Annotated in this window: 11 protein-coding genes; 10 read left to right on the plus strand and 1 reads right to left on the minus strand. The window is 68.5% G+C overall.

The features are described 5' to 3' along the window. Positions 1 to 110: 110 nt before the first annotated feature. Entirely contained in the window at positions 111 to 1,541 is a 1,431-nt protein-coding gene (locus QK444_RS03020) for an alanine/glycine:cation symporter family protein (RefSeq protein ID WP_282776799.1), read from the minus strand. 388 nt (positions 1,542 to 1,929) lie between these two features. Here QK444_RS03020 and QK444_RS03025 point away from each other — a divergent pair, with 388 nt between their 5' ends. From QK444_RS03025 to QK444_RS03070, 10 genes are all read left to right on the plus strand, one after another. Next, entirely contained in the window at positions 1,930 to 2,529 is a 600-nt protein-coding gene (locus QK444_RS03025; protein ID WP_282776801.1) for a GNAT family N-acetyltransferase, read from the plus strand. A gap of 12 nt (positions 2,530 to 2,541) precedes the next feature. Beyond that, positions 2,542 to 4,371: an IucA/IucC family siderophore biosynthesis protein gene (locus QK444_RS03030; RefSeq protein ID WP_282776803.1), complete on the plus strand. Its 1,830-nt coding sequence runs from the start codon at positions 2,542 to 2,544 to the stop codon at positions 4,369 to 4,371. Then, positions 4,368 to 6,719, plus strand: a complete 2,352-nt coding sequence (locus tag QK444_RS03035) for a penicillin acylase family protein (protein WP_282776805.1) — start codon at positions 4,368 to 4,370, stop codon at positions 6,717 to 6,719. Before QK444_RS03030 ends, QK444_RS03035 begins: the two co-directional genes overlap by 4 nt. Then, on the plus strand, positions 6,716 to 8,299 hold the full coding sequence (locus tag QK444_RS03040; protein WP_282776807.1) for a condensation domain-containing protein: 1,584 nt from the start codon (positions 6,716 to 6,718) through the stop codon (positions 8,297 to 8,299). The genes QK444_RS03035 and QK444_RS03040 overlap by 4 nt, the downstream gene beginning before the upstream one ends. Before the next feature lie 89 nt (positions 8,300 to 8,388). Further along, positions 8,389 to 9,930, plus strand: coding sequence for an aminotransferase class V-fold PLP-dependent enzyme (locus tag QK444_RS03045; protein ID WP_282776809.1), 1,542 nt, complete (start codon positions 8,389 to 8,391; stop codon positions 9,928 to 9,930). Next, entirely contained in the window at positions 9,923 to 11,236 is a 1,314-nt protein-coding gene (locus QK444_RS03050) for a SidA/IucD/PvdA family monooxygenase (RefSeq protein ID WP_282776811.1), read from the plus strand. The genes QK444_RS03045 and QK444_RS03050 overlap by 8 nt, the downstream gene beginning before the upstream one ends. Positions 11,237 to 11,286: 50 nt before the next feature. Further along, on the plus strand, positions 11,287 to 11,529 hold the full coding sequence (locus QK444_RS03055) for an acyl carrier protein (RefSeq protein WP_039810932.1): 243 nt from the start codon (positions 11,287 to 11,289) through the stop codon (positions 11,527 to 11,529). Then, positions 11,526 to 12,692 (plus strand): acyl-CoA dehydrogenase family protein, encoded by a 1,167-nt coding sequence (locus tag QK444_RS03060; protein ID WP_282776813.1) that lies wholly within the window; start codon positions 11,526 to 11,528, stop codon positions 12,690 to 12,692. The genes QK444_RS03055 and QK444_RS03060 overlap by 4 nt, the downstream gene beginning before the upstream one ends. Further along, a complete protein-coding gene (locus tag QK444_RS03065; protein ID WP_282776815.1) occupies positions 12,689 to 13,957 on the plus strand; it encodes a wax ester/triacylglycerol synthase domain-containing protein in 1,269 nt (422 codons plus the stop codon). The genes QK444_RS03060 and QK444_RS03065 overlap by 4 nt, the downstream gene beginning before the upstream one ends. Positions 13,958 to 13,980: 23 nt before the next feature. Then, on the plus strand, positions 13,981 to 15,578 hold a 1,598-nt coding region (locus tag QK444_RS03070; RefSeq protein WP_282776818.1), incomplete at its 3' end, for a long-chain-fatty-acid--CoA ligase.

Raw genomic sequence — 15,578 nt, forward strand, 5'->3', positions numbered from 1 at the left:
GGCTATACAGTAGAAGGGGGATGGCGACGACCTCCGCCGCAGCACAGCGGTTCTCGACGGGTAGTCACTCGGACGCGCCCGTGACCACCCATCATTTCAGCGAACTCGGTTCATCGCCGTACCGGTTCCTCCGCCCAGCACTCGACGCCATCGGCGGCCGCCGCCGGGCCATGTACGTATACCGGGTCACGTCCGGCGTGGCGCTGCCGCTGGTAGTCGTCCAGCAGTCGGAAGGCTACGGCCCCCAGCGGGATGATAGCGGCCAGGTTGACCGCGGCCATGACACCCATGAAGACGTCGGCGAGGTTCCACACCAGGCTCACCGAGCCCAGCGCGCCGCCGAAGACGGCCAGCAGCACCAGGATTCGGTATCCCTGGAGGACCGACCGACTGGTGGTCAGGAATTCGATGTTCGCTTCGCCGTAGTAGTAGTTGCCGATCAGTGAGCTGAACGCGAGCAGTGCGACGATGAGGGTCAGCGCGTGTCCTGCCCAGGAGCCCAGCGATTGCTCGAGCGCGCTCTGGGTGAGGTCCGCACCGCGCCGCTCGGACAGATCCGGGTTGGTGGTGAGAATGATGAAGGCGGTGACCGAGCAGATCAGCAGGGTATCGAAGAAGACACCCAGAGATTGCACCAGTCCCTGCTTCACCGGATGGCTCACCTGGGCGGACGCGCCGGCGTTCGGCGCCGACCCCAGCCCCGCCTCATTGGAGAACATGCCGCGTCGGACGCCGTGCTGAATGGCCGCGCCCACCGCGCCACCCGCGACCTCGCGAATACCGAAGGCACCGCCGACGATATCGGCGAGGACCCGAGGCACATCACCGATATTGAGCACCACGACGACGATTCCCAGCAGGATGTATCCGATCGCCATGACCGGCACCAGCACCTCGGTGACGCGGGCGATACGGCGCACGCCGCCGAAAATGATCAATCCGAGCAGCAGGGCAAGTACGAACCCGACCAGTACGGAGAACGCGGAACCGTCGGCCGCGAGCGACCGTCGACCGGTGGCGACAATGGCATTCGACTGCACGGCATTGAAGACGAAACCGAAGGTGAGGGTGATGACCACCGCGAACAGCGCACCCATCCAGCGCCGCCGCAGCCCCCGCTCCATGTAGTAGGCGGGACCGCCGCGAAAGGTGCCGGGCTCCCGGTCCCGCACCTTGTACAATTGCGCCAGCGTCGATTCGACGAAGGCCGATGCCGAACCGACGATCGCCATCGTCCACATCCAGAACACCGCGCCGGGGCCGCCGAGCGTGATGGCCGTGGCCACGCCCGCGATATTTCCGGTCCCGACCCGGGCCGCCGCGGAGATGGTGAAGGCCCCGAAGGCCGACACCGGGCGGGTGCCGTCCGGGCCCGGCTCCGCGCGCTCGGTGATCGCCCGGAACATCTCCGGCAATAGGCGTAGCTGCAGGAGCCTGCCGCGCCAGCTGAAGTACAGGCCGGCGCCCACCACCACCGGAATCAGTAGCCAGGTCCAGAGGCCGCTGTTGATGTCGACGATCAGCGAATCGAGTGCTTCCACCGATGCAGGCTAACCGCCGGCGAACCCGACGACGCGCATCCGCCCCGGCCAGCCATGTGATGCCCGGCGGGACCCTGGGATGCCCCCGAATCGAGATATAGCTAACACTAGCCTAACCTAAATTAGGTGAGGCTATGCTTCTCGCAAAACGAAGCGGTGCACGTCGAGCGGACCCTTTCCATACACGGCGACTCCGAGTGGTGACAGCGTGCCGCTATGGAGACCGCCGCGCAGGCCGCTCGACCTCGCACCGTTGTTAGCTTACCCTAACTTAATTAGGGTACGCTAACCCAGCGAAAGTGGATCTGCGAGAGGCGTTCTCATGGTGGTTGCTCGTCCCGAGGCGAGTTCGGGTGTCGATGGTCGAGCCGAGGCTTCTCGGTCCGATATGCCCAGCTCAGCGGCACCGAGCTATGAGCTGACGTCGCGGCGGATCGAGATCGAACGCGATACCGAGACCGCGCACCGGTGGCTCAACCATCCCAAGTCCGCGTACTGGGGGATGGTGAACAGCAGCCTGGCCGATGTGGAGCGGCTGATCCGGGAGGCCGAGGCGGATCCCGACCCCCGATTCGGCATGCGGATGGGGTATTTCGAGGGCGAGCCGCAGTTCCTCTTCGAGCTCTACAACCCGGTGACCAGCGATCTCGCCAAGCCGGGCACGGGGTATGCGCACGAGCCCGGCGATATCGGCATGCATCTGCTCGTTTCCAGCAGTGAGCGGCGATTGGCCGGATTCACCGGGAACGTGATGCTGCACATCATGCGCACGGCGTTCTTCGACTGTGGCGCCGAGCGGGTCGTGGTCGAGCCGGACCACCGCAATCTGGATGTGCAGCGCCTCAATGCCGCCGTCGGGTTCCGCGTCGTGGGCGACTTCCCGGTCGCCGACAAGATCGCACGACTGAGCTATTGCACGCGCGCCGATTTCCTGCGAGCGACCGACAGCGGGCGCTCCCTGGCGACCGATCAGCTCGAGAACCCCTGAGAAAGTAGCGTTTTGAACAGCACCGTGGCCTCCGCCCGCCGATCCGCGTACTGGCAGACGTACGAAACCCGGATCGCGAAGAAAATCCTCGCCGAGTTCTGTCACGAGCGTTTCGTGCATCCGGTCGAATTGTCCCCCGGCGTCTTCGTGGTCCACTCCGACGACGGGCGGACCGAGTATTTCTTCCGCGCCGAACTCCTGTCGCTGGACAGCTGGAGTATCGACGAGAACTCGCTGCGCCGCGTGCGGGCGGGTGAGGAACTGCGCATCGACGCGATCCAACTCGTCATCGACCTCAGCGGTTCGCTCGGCATTCCCGCCGAGGCACTGCCGGAATATCTGGAGGAGTTCACCAATACGCTGCTGATCAGTACGAATCGTGCCGACGCTCGGCGTATTCCGGTGGCGGAGCTGGCCCGCGCCGACTTCCAGACCATCGAGCGCACCATGACCGAGGGGCATCCCTGCATCGTGGCCAATGCCGGTCGGCTCGGATTCAGCGCCGCCGATGTCGAGCGCTACGCCCCGGAATCCGGGCAGCGGTTCCCGCTGACCTGGGTGGCCGTGCGCCGGGAGAACTGTGAGTTCGCGGCGGTGGCCGGGGTCGACTACGCCGCTCTGGTCCGCGACGAGCTGGGCGCGGAGACCCTCGCGCGCTTCGACGGCGTCCTCACCGAGCGGGGACTCGACTCCGCCGCCTACTACTACATGCCGGTGCACCCGTGGCAGTGGGTCGAGAAGGTCGCGCGCGTCTACGCCATCGATATCGCCGAAGGGCGCATCGTGGAACTGGGCGAGGGACCGGATCTGTATCAGCCGCAGCAGTCCATCCGGACGCTGTTCAACACCACGCATCCCACCCGGCATTACGTCAAACTCGCGCTCTCCATTGTCAATATGGGATTCACGCGCGGGATGTCGGCGGACTACATGCGCAATACCCCGCTGATCAACGACTGGGTGCGCGCGCTGGTCACCGATGACGAGTACCTGAAATCGCTGGATTTCGAGATGCTCTACGAAGTCGCGGCCATCGGCTACCGCAGCCCGAACTACACGGCCATCACCCAGCCCGGCTCGGAGTACCGCAAACTGCTGTCGGCACTGTGGCGGGAGAGCCCGATTCCGCTGGTGCGCGACGGTGAGCAGCTGGCCACCATGGCCGCGCTGCTGCACGTCGACCACGACGGGAATCCGTTCGTGGCGACCGTGGTTCGCGAGTCGGGCATTCCGGTACGGGACTGGCTGCACCGCTATCTGCGGTCCTACCTGCACCCGATCGTCTACCTGCTCTACAAGTACGAGCTCAAGTTCTCGCCGCACGGGGAGAATCTGATCCTGGTGCTCGACAACGGCATTCCGGTGCGGGCCGTGCTCAAGGACATCGGTGAGGAGGTGTCCATCTTCGGCGAACCGGACGACCTGCCCGAATCCTGCCAGCGGGCGCGGGCGGAGGCGACCGACGACATCCGCAATATGGGTGTGCTCTCGGATGTGTTCGACGATTTCCTGCGCCATCTCGCCGCCGTATTCCATGCCAGCGGGCTGCTGCCGGATCGGGACTTCTGGGCCGTCGTCGCCGAGAGCGTGACCCAATTCCAGGAACTGCACCCGGATCTGGCCGACCGGTTCCGCGCCTGGGACCTGTTCGCGCCGACCTTCAAGGCGATCCATATGAACCGGCTGCAGCTGACCAACAACCGCCGGATGGTCAACCTCGGAGATTCCTATTCGACCCTCGTCGACGATCGGCACGAACTCGTGAATCCGATAGCCGCATTCCGGCCGTCCGCGACTCGGGAACACACGACTCGGGAACACAAGGAGGTGGCGGTTTCGTGACCACCGAGCCCACGAACAACCCGGATGTGGAAATCATCCGGGACGCCTGGGGCATTCCGCATATCACCGCGACCTCTGCCGCGGGCGCGCTCTTCGGTCAGGGCCACGCCTGCGGGACCGATCGCGCCTGGCAGCTGGAATTCCTGCGACTGCGCGCCGAGGGCCGCACCGCTGAGGTCTTCGGCAGCGACAGCGTGGGCTGGGACGAATTCGCCCGGCGCGCCCGCCTCGACGCGGCGGCCCGGCGCGTTTTCGAGGCGTCCTCTCCGCGCACCCGGGAACTGGTCGCGGCCTTCGCCGCCGGTGTCAACAGCACCCTGGACGCGGCCGACGCCATCGAGTTGACCGAGTTCGACCACACCCCCGCGCCGTGGCGGCCGTGGACACCCATCTCGGTGTTCATCGTCCACAATGTGCTGTTCGGCCGGTTCCTCACCAAGCTCTGGCGACTGCACGCGTGCCGCGCACTGGGTGTGGACGCGCTGGCGCTGTTCGACTGCGAGGGTGTCGATGACACCACCGATCGCGTACCCGCGACGCCGGACGGCGCCTTCGTCGCCGAACTGCTGCGATGGCTTCCGGACGCTGCCACCGCCGGTCCGGCTCCGGAAGCCTCGTTCGGCGACGCCATCTCGGGCAGCAATGCCTGGGGCGTGGCCGCGGCCCGCACCGCCACCGGCGCACCGCTCATCGCGGGCGATCCGCACCGGTTCCTGGAACTGCCCGGCATCTACCAGCAGTTCCATCTGGCGGCACCGGAATTCGACGTGGTGGGCTTCTCCTTCGCGGGCGTGCCCGGGGTGCCGCACTTCAGCCACTCCGGCTCAGTGGCCTGGGGCATCACCAATGCCATGGGCGACTATCAGGATCTCTACGTCGAGAAGCTGACCCGCTCGGGCACCGCCGTGTACGCCGAATCCATCGACGGCACCACGCTCGCCGAGACGCACACCGAGCAGATCCGAGTGCGCGGCGGCGAGCCGGTGCGGGTCGAGATCATCGTCACCGACAACGGGCCGGTCATCTTCGGCGGTCCGGACGAGGCGTTCGCGCTGAGCCTGCGCACCCCCATGCTGAGCGATCCGGAGACCACTTTCGACGCCGCCATGGATCTGCTGTTCGCCACGTCGGTGCCCGAGGTCGAACAGGCGCTGCGGCAATGGTCGGAGCCGGTCAACCGGATCGTCATCGCCGACACCGGCGGCAACCTGACCCACCACGTGGTGGGCAGCATGCCCGAACGCGCGGACGAGAACTACTGGCTGCCGGTGCCGGGCTGGGACGAGCGCTACCGGTGGCGCGGTTACACCGGCGCGTCCGTGTGGGACGAGACCTTCGACGCCCGGGTCGCCGACTACTCGGTCATCGCCAATCAGCGCATTGCGAAATCGGTTCCGCTGCAACCGATCACCACCGAATGCGCGGCACCTTTCCGCGCCGACCGCATCGACGCGCTGCTCGCGGCGACCACGGCCGTGTCGGCGGCGGACTGCGAACACATCCACCGAGATGTCACCGTCGACGCCTCGGATGTGATCCAGCGGCTGCTGCGCACGCTCACCGGGCTGAGCCCGCGCGCCGAGCAGGTGCGCCGCCGACTGCTCGACTGGGACCGCACCATGCACGCCGACAGCACGGACGCGTACGTCTACGCCGAGGTGCGCGCCCACCTGGTGCGCGCCCTCACCGGTGACGCCGCACTGGCCGGGCTGGGCGCACCCCATCCCTTCGGCCGCACCTTCGATCCGTGGTTCGTGGTGGGTACCCGCATCGCGGCGGCGCTGGATGCCGTGGTGGACCGGGCGACGCCGCTCGGGGTGGAGGTGGACCGGCTGGTCCGGGAATCCGTCGAAGCGGTCGCGGCCCGGCTCGAGGCGGCCGAGGAGATTCCGACCTGGGGCAGCGTGCATGTGTTCGCGCCCATCCACGGTTTCGATCTGGTCGGCGCGAGCCTGCGGTATCCCGAACTGTCGGCACGGATTCGGCCGAGTCGGCTGCCGCTGGGCGGGGATGCCGAATGCGTCTTCGCCAATGCCAGCGCCGTCGGCTTCTCGCACGCGTGCAGCGTCGGTTCCGCCGCGCGCTACGTGTGGGATCTCGCCGACCGCGACGCGGGCCGGTGGATCGTGCCGCTGGGGGTGAGCGGGGACAAGCGGTCACCGCACTTCGAGGACCAAGCGCCCCTGTGGGCGCGCGGCGAGCTGGTCGACATTGTCAGCGACTGGGCCGTGCTGCGCGAAACCGCAAGCCAGCGTGCCGAATTCAGCCGTGACCCGGGATCGGGCGGTTTCCGGCCCACCCGGGCGACGCGCCCGCATTCCGCCGATCCGACGCTGGGAGAAGTATGACGACCCTGACCGACGCGCGATTGGAACTGCTGCGCCGACGCCTGGCCGCCGCGGGCGTGGCCGCCAACCGCTCCCCCGCCCCGGAAGCGACGCCCGCCCCCGAGCTGCCGGACGGCGCGCTGCGCACCGCCGAGCGGCGCATGTGGAAGATCTACGAACTCGATCCGAATTCGGTGTCGCACAACATCGGACTGATCCTGGACTTCGAGGGCGGCTACACCCTCGACGGCGTGATCGCCTCGTTCGAGACCATGGTGCGCAATGGCGGAGTGCTCGGCTCGGTGGTCGCCACCGAAGACGGCGTCCCGCGCCGCGTACCGGCCCGGGTCGACGGGCGCTGGGTCGAACCGGGCGCGGTCTGGGAGTGGGGCACCGTCCCCGAGCGGGCCGGCACCCGGCGCGAGGGCAACGGCGCGACCGAAACCCGCCGGGGCGATGCCGCTGCGGGAACCGATCAAGCGAACGAGGAGTCCGCGCCCGCTCAGCGGGAGGTGCAGACTCTCGCTGCCCCCGGTCACGGCGCATCGGAGCGACGACGAGACGAAATCGCCGCCGTGGCAGAGGTTCTCACGCGCACCCCGTTCGACCTGACCGTAGAGCCACCGTTGCGCGCACGGATCTACGCCGGTGCGGGCGAACGCGTGACGCTGGTGTTGGTCGTGCATCACCTGGCGGTGGACGACACCTCGTGGCCGCTGCTGCTGGGCACGCTGACCACCGGTGCGTGGCCCGCCGAGACGGACCGCCCGAACCGCTCGAACGCGCCGGTGACCACCGACGAGGTGGAGCGCGCGCTGCGCCACGCGCAGGACACCTGGGCCGCCGAGGGGATTCGCTTCCCGCTGTCCGGAGAGCTGCCCGCGATCAGCGCGGCCGAGAGCTGGCTGTCGCCCATGGACGAGAGTCCGGGCGCGCGGTTCGAGCGGCCGCTCGAACGGGCCGCCGTCGCGGCGCTCGAGGGGGTCGCCCGCGAGGTCGGATCGACGTCGAACGCGCTGCTCATCGCGATCTGCGCGGTCACCGTGTATGCCCTCACCGATGCCGCGGACCACGTCCTGCTGGTCCCCGCCGACAACCGGCGGCAGGGCGAGAGCCCGGACACCGTCGGCTACAGCGGCAATATCGTCCCGATGCGCTTCGCCTTCGCGCCGGACGCCACCGTGCGCGCGGCGCTGCGTGACGCCGTATCGGTGGTCTACCGGTCCATGGAATTCACCGGCGTCGACTACGGCACCGTGCTCACCGCGCTGCGCGCGGCGGGTGGGCGATTCCCGGTGGCCGAGATCATGGCCTCGGTACGCAATGCCCCGCTGCGCGGCATCCCGATCCCCGACGGTCGGCGGGTCGACTGCGCGTCGGTCTTCCACGGGGTCGGCAACTATCCGCTGACACTCGCGTTCGAACTGGGTGCCGATGACGGCGTCCACCTGGAGGTGGATCACCAACCGGAGGCGGTCGACGCCGCCCGCGCACATCGGGCGGCGGCCATGGCCACGGCGCTGGTCGCCCGCATCCCCGGAGCCTTGGACCGCCCGCTGGCCGAACTGGTCGGCGCGGTACGCGAATCCGAGACCGGATAGCCGGGCGCCGAGCCCAACCGCCGCCGAATGCGACCGCGGCACCAGACATTTCGAATCATCCCCCCGCCCAGACGTAACGAGGTCTACCTGTGTCACCTGAATTCGAGTCCCCCTGGGGGAGAGCGTCCAAGTTCGCCTCACCCGGCGACGGCTGGACCGCTGTCGGCGGCGGTCTGGCACAACTCGCCGCCGCGGTCGAGCAGAGCCACCACCGCTCGCCGCTGCCCTCCGGACAACCGGCCGAGATGCTGGACGCCGTCGCGGCATCGCTGGGGGCGGAACAGGTTCCGGACGACGGTGTGGGCGAGGCCGCCGCACTAGCGCAGCTGGCCGACGTGATCGCCCGCTACGGACTGGATCTCACCCACAAGCTGTGCGCAGCGCATCTGCAGCCGCCGCCGCTGACCGTGGCCGTGGTGGCCGACGCGCTGGCCAGCGCCACCAATGCCTCCCTGGACACCTACGACTCCGGCCCGGCCACCCTGGGCATCGAGCAGTGGACCATCAGCGCACTGGCGAAGCTGGCCGGATTCGGCGAGAACGCGGGCGGCGTCTTCGGTCCGGGCGGGTCGTACTCGAATCTGCTGGCTCTGCTCATCGCCCGCGACTACGGAGCCGCCCGGCAGGGCATCGATATTCGCCACAATGGCGTGAGCGCACTGCCCCGACCGGTGGTGCTGTGCTCCCAGGTGGCGCACTTCTCCATTCACCGCGCCTGTGCCGCACTGGGTTTGGGTGAGGCGGCGACCATCCCGATCCCGGTCGACGCCGACCACCGGATGATTCCGGAGGCCCTGGAGGCGACGCTGGCCGAACTGCGCGAGAGCCATACGCCGGTCGCCGTCGTGGCCACCGCGGGCACCACCGACTTCGGCTCCATCGATCCGCTGCCCGAGATCGCCGATATCGCCGCGCGCAACGGGGTGTGGATGCACGTCGACGCCGCCTACGGTTTCGGTTCGCTGTTCTCCGACAAGCTGGCTCCGCTGCTGCGCGGTATCGAGCGCGCCGATTCGGTGACCCTGGACCTGCACAAGGTCGGCTGGCAGCCCGCCGCCGCGAGTGTGCTGCTGCTCGCCGATCAGCGCCGGTTCGCCTCGCTGAACCGCTCGGTGGCGTACCTCAACCCCGACGACGACGTGGAGGCCGGATACGGCGGCCTGCTCGGCCAGACGTTGCAGACCACCCGGCGTCCCGATGTGCTCAAGGTAGCGGCGACCTTCCTCGCCTACGGCCGCAGCGGCCTGGGCCGGATGCTCGACGCCTGCCACGACCTGGCCCGCTACGCCGAAGCCCGCATCACCGCCGAACCGCTGCTGGAACTGGTCGCGCCGGTGACCCTGACCACGGTCGTATTCCGTTACCGCTGTGAGGATCTGGACCTGGACCAGGTGAACGGCGAACTGCGCCGCCGCCTGATCAGCTCCGGCACGGCACTCATCGGCCGCACCCAGGTGCGCGTCGGCGGCGAGGGCGAGCCCCGCACCTGCGTGAAGCTCACCCTGCTGAACCCGGAGACCAGCGCGCGCGACATCGACGACCTGTTCGACGAATTGCTGCGGGTGGGATTGGAAGTGGAGTCCGAGGGCTTGCGCAGCGGACACGACGAAATGGTGAAGGTCCATGAGTGAAATCGAGTCGGTCGACATCCTCGCCATCGGCGCGGGTCCGTTCAATATCGGCCTGGCGGCCATGGCCTCCACGGTCGACGATGTCGAGGTCCTGGTGGTGGACTCCGTCGAGGAGTTCCACTGGCACCCCGGCATGATGTTCGAGGAGGCCAAACTCCAGGTCAGCTTCCTGTCGGATCTGGTCTCGCTGGTCGACCCGACCCACCCCATGTCGTTCCTGGCCTACCTGGCCGATGTCGACCGCCTGTACCCGTTCCTGGTGCGCGAGGACTTCTTCCCCACCCGTCGCGAGTACGAGGCGTACCTGCTGTGGGCGGTGCGGCGGCTGTCGTCGCTGCGGTTCTCCACCACCGTCGAGACCGTGCGCTGGGACGACGAGCACGACCGCTTCGAGGTGTCGGTGATCTCCGGTGACACCACCTCCACCATTCACGCCGGTCATATCGTGGTCGGCGTGGGCACCGAGCCCGCCATCCCGGCGGCGCTCGCCACCACCTCGCCGAAGCTCATCCACAGCGCCGACTACCTGCACCACCGCGACGACGCGCACGCCGCGGGCGCGGTGACGGTGATCGGCTCCGGCCAGTCCGGCGCGGAGATCGTGGTCGACCTCCTCGAGGCCAACCTCGACGGCGGCCCGGCGGTGCAGTGGTGGACGCGCACGCCGTGGTTCGCGCCGCTGGACTTCACCAAGCTGTCGCTGGAGATGACCACGCCCGCGTATATGGAGTACTTCCACGGGCTGCCCGAGGACACCCGCGACCGCGTGCGCGCCGGACACTGGCAGTTCCACAAGGGCATCTCCACCGACACCCTGGACCGGCTGCACGATCTGCTCTACCGCCGCGAACTCAAGGAGAAGCCGCAACCGGTGCGGCTGCGCAACGGTGTCGCGGTGGAGGGCATCGACACCCTCGACGACGGGCGGCTGCGCATTCGCGGACGCCACCGTGACACCGGAGCACTGCTGGCTCACACCGCCGATCTGGTCGTCGCGGCCACCGGCTACCAGCCCCGCGCGCAAACGTTTCTGGACCCGATCGCGGACCGGCTGCACCGGGACACCAAGGGCCGCTTGGTGATCGAGGGCAACCACGCGGTGGCCGCCGACACCGCGCTGGCCGGACGGGTGTTCGTCGCCAATGCCGAGGCGCACGCGGTGGGCGTGTCCGCGCCGAACCTGGACATCGGCGCGATGCGCAATGCCAAGATCCTCAACTCGGTCCTCGGCCGCGAGGTCTACCGCTTGCAGCGCAATACGGCGTTCACCAGCTTCGGTGTCGGTGACGAGGAAGTCCTCGACTGACACCGTTTCGGCACTGTTCACCAATTCTCTTCTGTTTCAAGGAGTTCGACATGTCCGACCACATCAGTGACGCGCTGAACAGCATTCTCGAAGAAGACCTCGATCTGTCCCTGGCCGATGTCACCCGGTCGTCGCTGCTGATCGAGGATCTCGGCGTCGACTCGGTGGCCTTCGCCATCGGCGTGGTCGCCATCGAGGAGCGGCTCGGCGTGAAGCTGACCGAGCGAGAGATGTCGCAGGCCGCGTCGGTGGGCGATCTGGAAGACCTCATCCGCTCCAAGGTCGGTTCGTGACCGTGACGACCGCACCGGAGACCTACGAGGAACTGCTCGACCGCGTCTTCGACGACCAGGTGCTCGCCTGGACCGAAGCGGCCGAGCAGGACAAGAAGTTCCCCCGGGTGCTGCTCGAGCATCTCGGCAAGGAGGGCGTCTTCGCCCGCAAGTGGGAAGACCGCAAGCTCACCGACCTCGGCAAGCATTTCGCCCTGGCGCAGCGCCTGGGCGCGCTCAACTCGGCGGGCATCGGTGTCGGTGTGAGCCTGCACGATTCGGCCATCGCCATCCTGCGACGGTTCGGGCGCAACGACTTTCAGCGCGAGCTGGCCAACCGGGCCATCGAGACGCAGGCGGTGCTGTGCATCGCGGCATCGGAGGAATCCGGCGGCTCCGATCTGCAGATCGCCCGCACCATGATCGAGCCCGAGGGCGACGGCTACCGGGTGGTGGGGCACAAGAAGTTCGTCTCGCTCTCGCCCATCGCCGATCAGATCATGGTCGTCTGCCGCAGCGCCGGGGACGGCTCCTCGGCCGACCACGGCAATGTGGCGCTCGCCATCGTGCCCACCGCGCAGGTCGAGATCGCCACCCCCTACGAGAAGCTCGGTGCGGGACCGCTGGACACCGCCGCGGTCACCATCGACACCTGGATTCCGGAGGAGGCGCTGATCGGGCGTCCGGGCACCGGTCTCGCCATGATCAGCTGGGGTCTCGGGCACGAGCGCTTCTCGGTGGCCGGACAGATCGCCGGAGCCTGCGAGGTCATGCTCGGCGTCACGCTGGCCCGCATGATGGACCGCATCCAGTTCGGCAAGCGGCTCTACGACCACCAGGCGCTGCGGCTGCGGCTGGCCGATCTGCAATCGCGGGTCGACATGCTGCGCTACGCCCTGGCCGGGGTCGCGGCCGAAGGGAAGATCAACCTGCGCACCGCCGCCGCGCTCAAGGCCACCGCCGCCAATCTCGGCGAGGAGGTGGCCTCGCAGTGCCTGCACATCTTCGGCGGTATCGGCTACCTCGAGACCGGGCTGCCGATCGGACGCTGGTGGCGGGATATGAAATTGGCCCGTGTCGGCGGCGGCACCGACGAAATCCTGTGGGAGCTGGTGGCCGCGGCCATGAAGCCCGATACCGCGCGATACCGGACGATGTTCGAGAACCAGGTGGAACTGCCATGACCGACGCCAGCGCACCCATCGAACTGGCCCCACCCGACCACACCTACCTGCACCTGGACGGCAAGGGTCGCCCGATGCACTGGGCGATGCTGCTCGAACTCGAAGCAGGCGGAGAACGGCTCACCCTCGACGCCATCCGGGACCGGGTGGCCGAGCGCATCGGCCTGTTCGACATCTTCCGCGTCGGCATCGCCGAAGGCCGATGGCGCGCACCGCGCGTCGTGCTGACCGACCGGCCGGACCTCACTCGACACCTCACCGGCGGCGACTTCACCGATCAGGCCGACCTGCGGCGGCAGCTGGCCACGCTGATGGAGACGCCGCTGCCCCGTCCCGAGCCGCTGTGGCACATCACGCTGCTGACACCGCGCGGTGACGGTGCGCAGCGCATCCTGCTGCGGGTGCACCACGCGCTGTCCGACGGCATCGCCGGGGCCGCCTTCGCCGCCCTGCTGGCCGACGGCACCGCCGACGATCTGTCGGAATTCGAGCGTTTCGCCACCAGCCCGCGTTTCCGCACCCCGCCCGTCGAGCCGGAGGTGCTGAAGGAGTCCAAGGCCGCCTTCAACGACCAGTGGGCCGCCGGGCGCACGGGCCGCGGCTGGCCCAAGCTGACCAAGAACGGCCGCCGCGAGGTCGCGACGACCGGCATCTCCACCCGGGAACTGCGCCGCGCCGCCAAGAAACACGATGCGACGGTGCACGAGTTCGTGCTCGCCGCCATCGGCCGCACCCTCAGTACCATCCCGCCCGGCGCCCCGGCGCAGACGCTGCGGGTGACCCTGCCGGTGACCAACGATCCGGAGTTCCGGCACACCGGCAACGCGGTGATCGTCACGCCGCTGAACCTGCTCGGCAACGAACCCGATCTGGGTCGCCAGATCGAGCGCTGCCGCAGCGAATTGGCGACCATCGAGCGGCGGCGTCCCGAGCTGACCTCGGCGGCACCCGACGGCGGCCCGGCGCTGCCCTGGCCGGTGCAGCGGGTCATCGCGCACGCGGCCATGGCGCATATGAGTCCGGATATCCACATCGGCATCAATCCGGGCTTCTCCCGGATTCGCGCCGTGCTGGGCCACCGCATCGCGGAACTGACGCCGCTGTCGCCGCTGGCCGGATACTCGTTCTCGGTGACCTCCCTGATTCTGGGCAATCGCACCTCGTTCGGCGTCGTCACCGACCCGGCCGCCCTGCCCGCGGGTTACGCCGCGACCTTCGTAGAGAACTTCGACCGCGTGCTGCGCGAGGCAGCACCGTCGGCATGAGCCGGGAAGAGACCGGAAGAGTCATGAGCACAGTCACCGATCTACTGTTCGAGCAGCCCGCATCCACCACCACCGGCCTGTGGAGTGGAAGCGACACAACGGAATTGGCCTTCCACAGCTGGGATCAGGTGCGCTCGCGCGCCCGCCGGATCGCGGGCGGGCTGGCGGGCGCGGGCGTCGAACACGGCGGGTCGGTCGCCATCCTCGCCGGTGAGCCCGCCGATGTGGCGGCGCTGGTGCAGGCCACCTGGCTGCGCGGGGCGGCCTTCACCATGCTGCATCAGCCGACGCCGCGCACCAATCTGGAAACCTGGGTGGCCGATACCCGCGCCGTGGTGGCCATGCTCGGCGCGGCGGTGATCGCGGTCGGCGAGCCGTTCACGGCGGCGGTGCGCGATCTGGACCTGGGCGCGCCCGTCGTGTCGGTCGAAGAACTGGCCGCCGCCACCGAGGTGGAGCCGGTGTCCACCGCTGAGGACGATATCGCGATTCTCCAGCTGACCTCCGGCACCACCGGTGTGCCGAAGGCGGTCGCCATCTCGCACGGCAATGTGCGACAGAACCAGCACGCCATGATCGCCGCCGCCGGGTTCCGGCCCGAGAGCGACGTGGTGGTGAGCTGGCTGCCGCTCTATCACGATATGGGCATGGTGGGCATGATGCTGACGCCCATGATCGCGCAGGCGACCACGGTGATCACCACCCCACTGGCCTTCCTGAAGAGCCCACTGAAGTGGGCCGAGTACATCACCCGCTTCGGCGGCACCTACACCGCCGCACCGAATTTCGCGTACTCGCTGCTCGCCCGGCGGCTCAAGCGCGCCCCCGAGGGCGCCTACGACCTGTCGACACTGCGAGTCGCCGTGAATGGCGCGGAGGTCATCGACGAGAGCACCCTCGACGAATTCGTCACCCAGGCGGCGCGTTTCGGCCTGCGACCGGAGGCCGTCATGCCCGCCTACGGTATGGCCGAGACCACCCTCGCGGTGTCGTTCGCCCCGGTTGACGAGGTGTTCTCGGTGGATGTCATCGACGGCGAAGTGGCCGAGCGCGACGGCGTCGCGCGCCGGGACGGCATCGAGCGGCCGCGGTCCCTGGCCAAACTGGGCGCACCCGTGCCGGGTATCGAACTGCGCGTGGTCGACGAGCGCGGCACCGTGCTGCCCGCCGACCGCATCGGCAGCATTCTGGTGCGCGGCGACGCCGTCACCACCCGCTACCTGGGACCGGACGGGTACGCGTCGGCGGTGGACGCCGAAGGCTGGCTGTCCACCGGCGATCTCGGCTATGTCACCGCGAGCGGTGAGGTCGTGGTCACCGGCCGGAAGAAGGACGTCATCATCGTCGCGGGCCGCAATATCGCGCCGACCGTGGTCGAGCGCGCGGCGGGCACCGTGTCCGGCGTGCGTCCCGGTGGTGTGGCGGCGGTGGCGGTGCGACTGCCGTCCATGGCCCGCGAGGGCATCGCGATCATCGCCGAATCCGATGCCGCCGCCGACGCCGATGCGGCCGAACGGATTCGCAAGGAGGTGGCGCGCGCGGTGTACGACGATATCGGGATCGCGCCCGCCGTGGTCACCATCGTGACGAAGGGGGCGCTGCCGAAGACCCCGTCGGGCAA

Origin of the sequence: Nocardia sp. CC201C, assembly GCF_030010695.1 — a bacterium.
GTDB classification, from domain to species: domain Bacteria; phylum Actinomycetota; class Actinomycetes; order Mycobacteriales; family Mycobacteriaceae; genus Nocardia; species Nocardia otitidiscaviarum.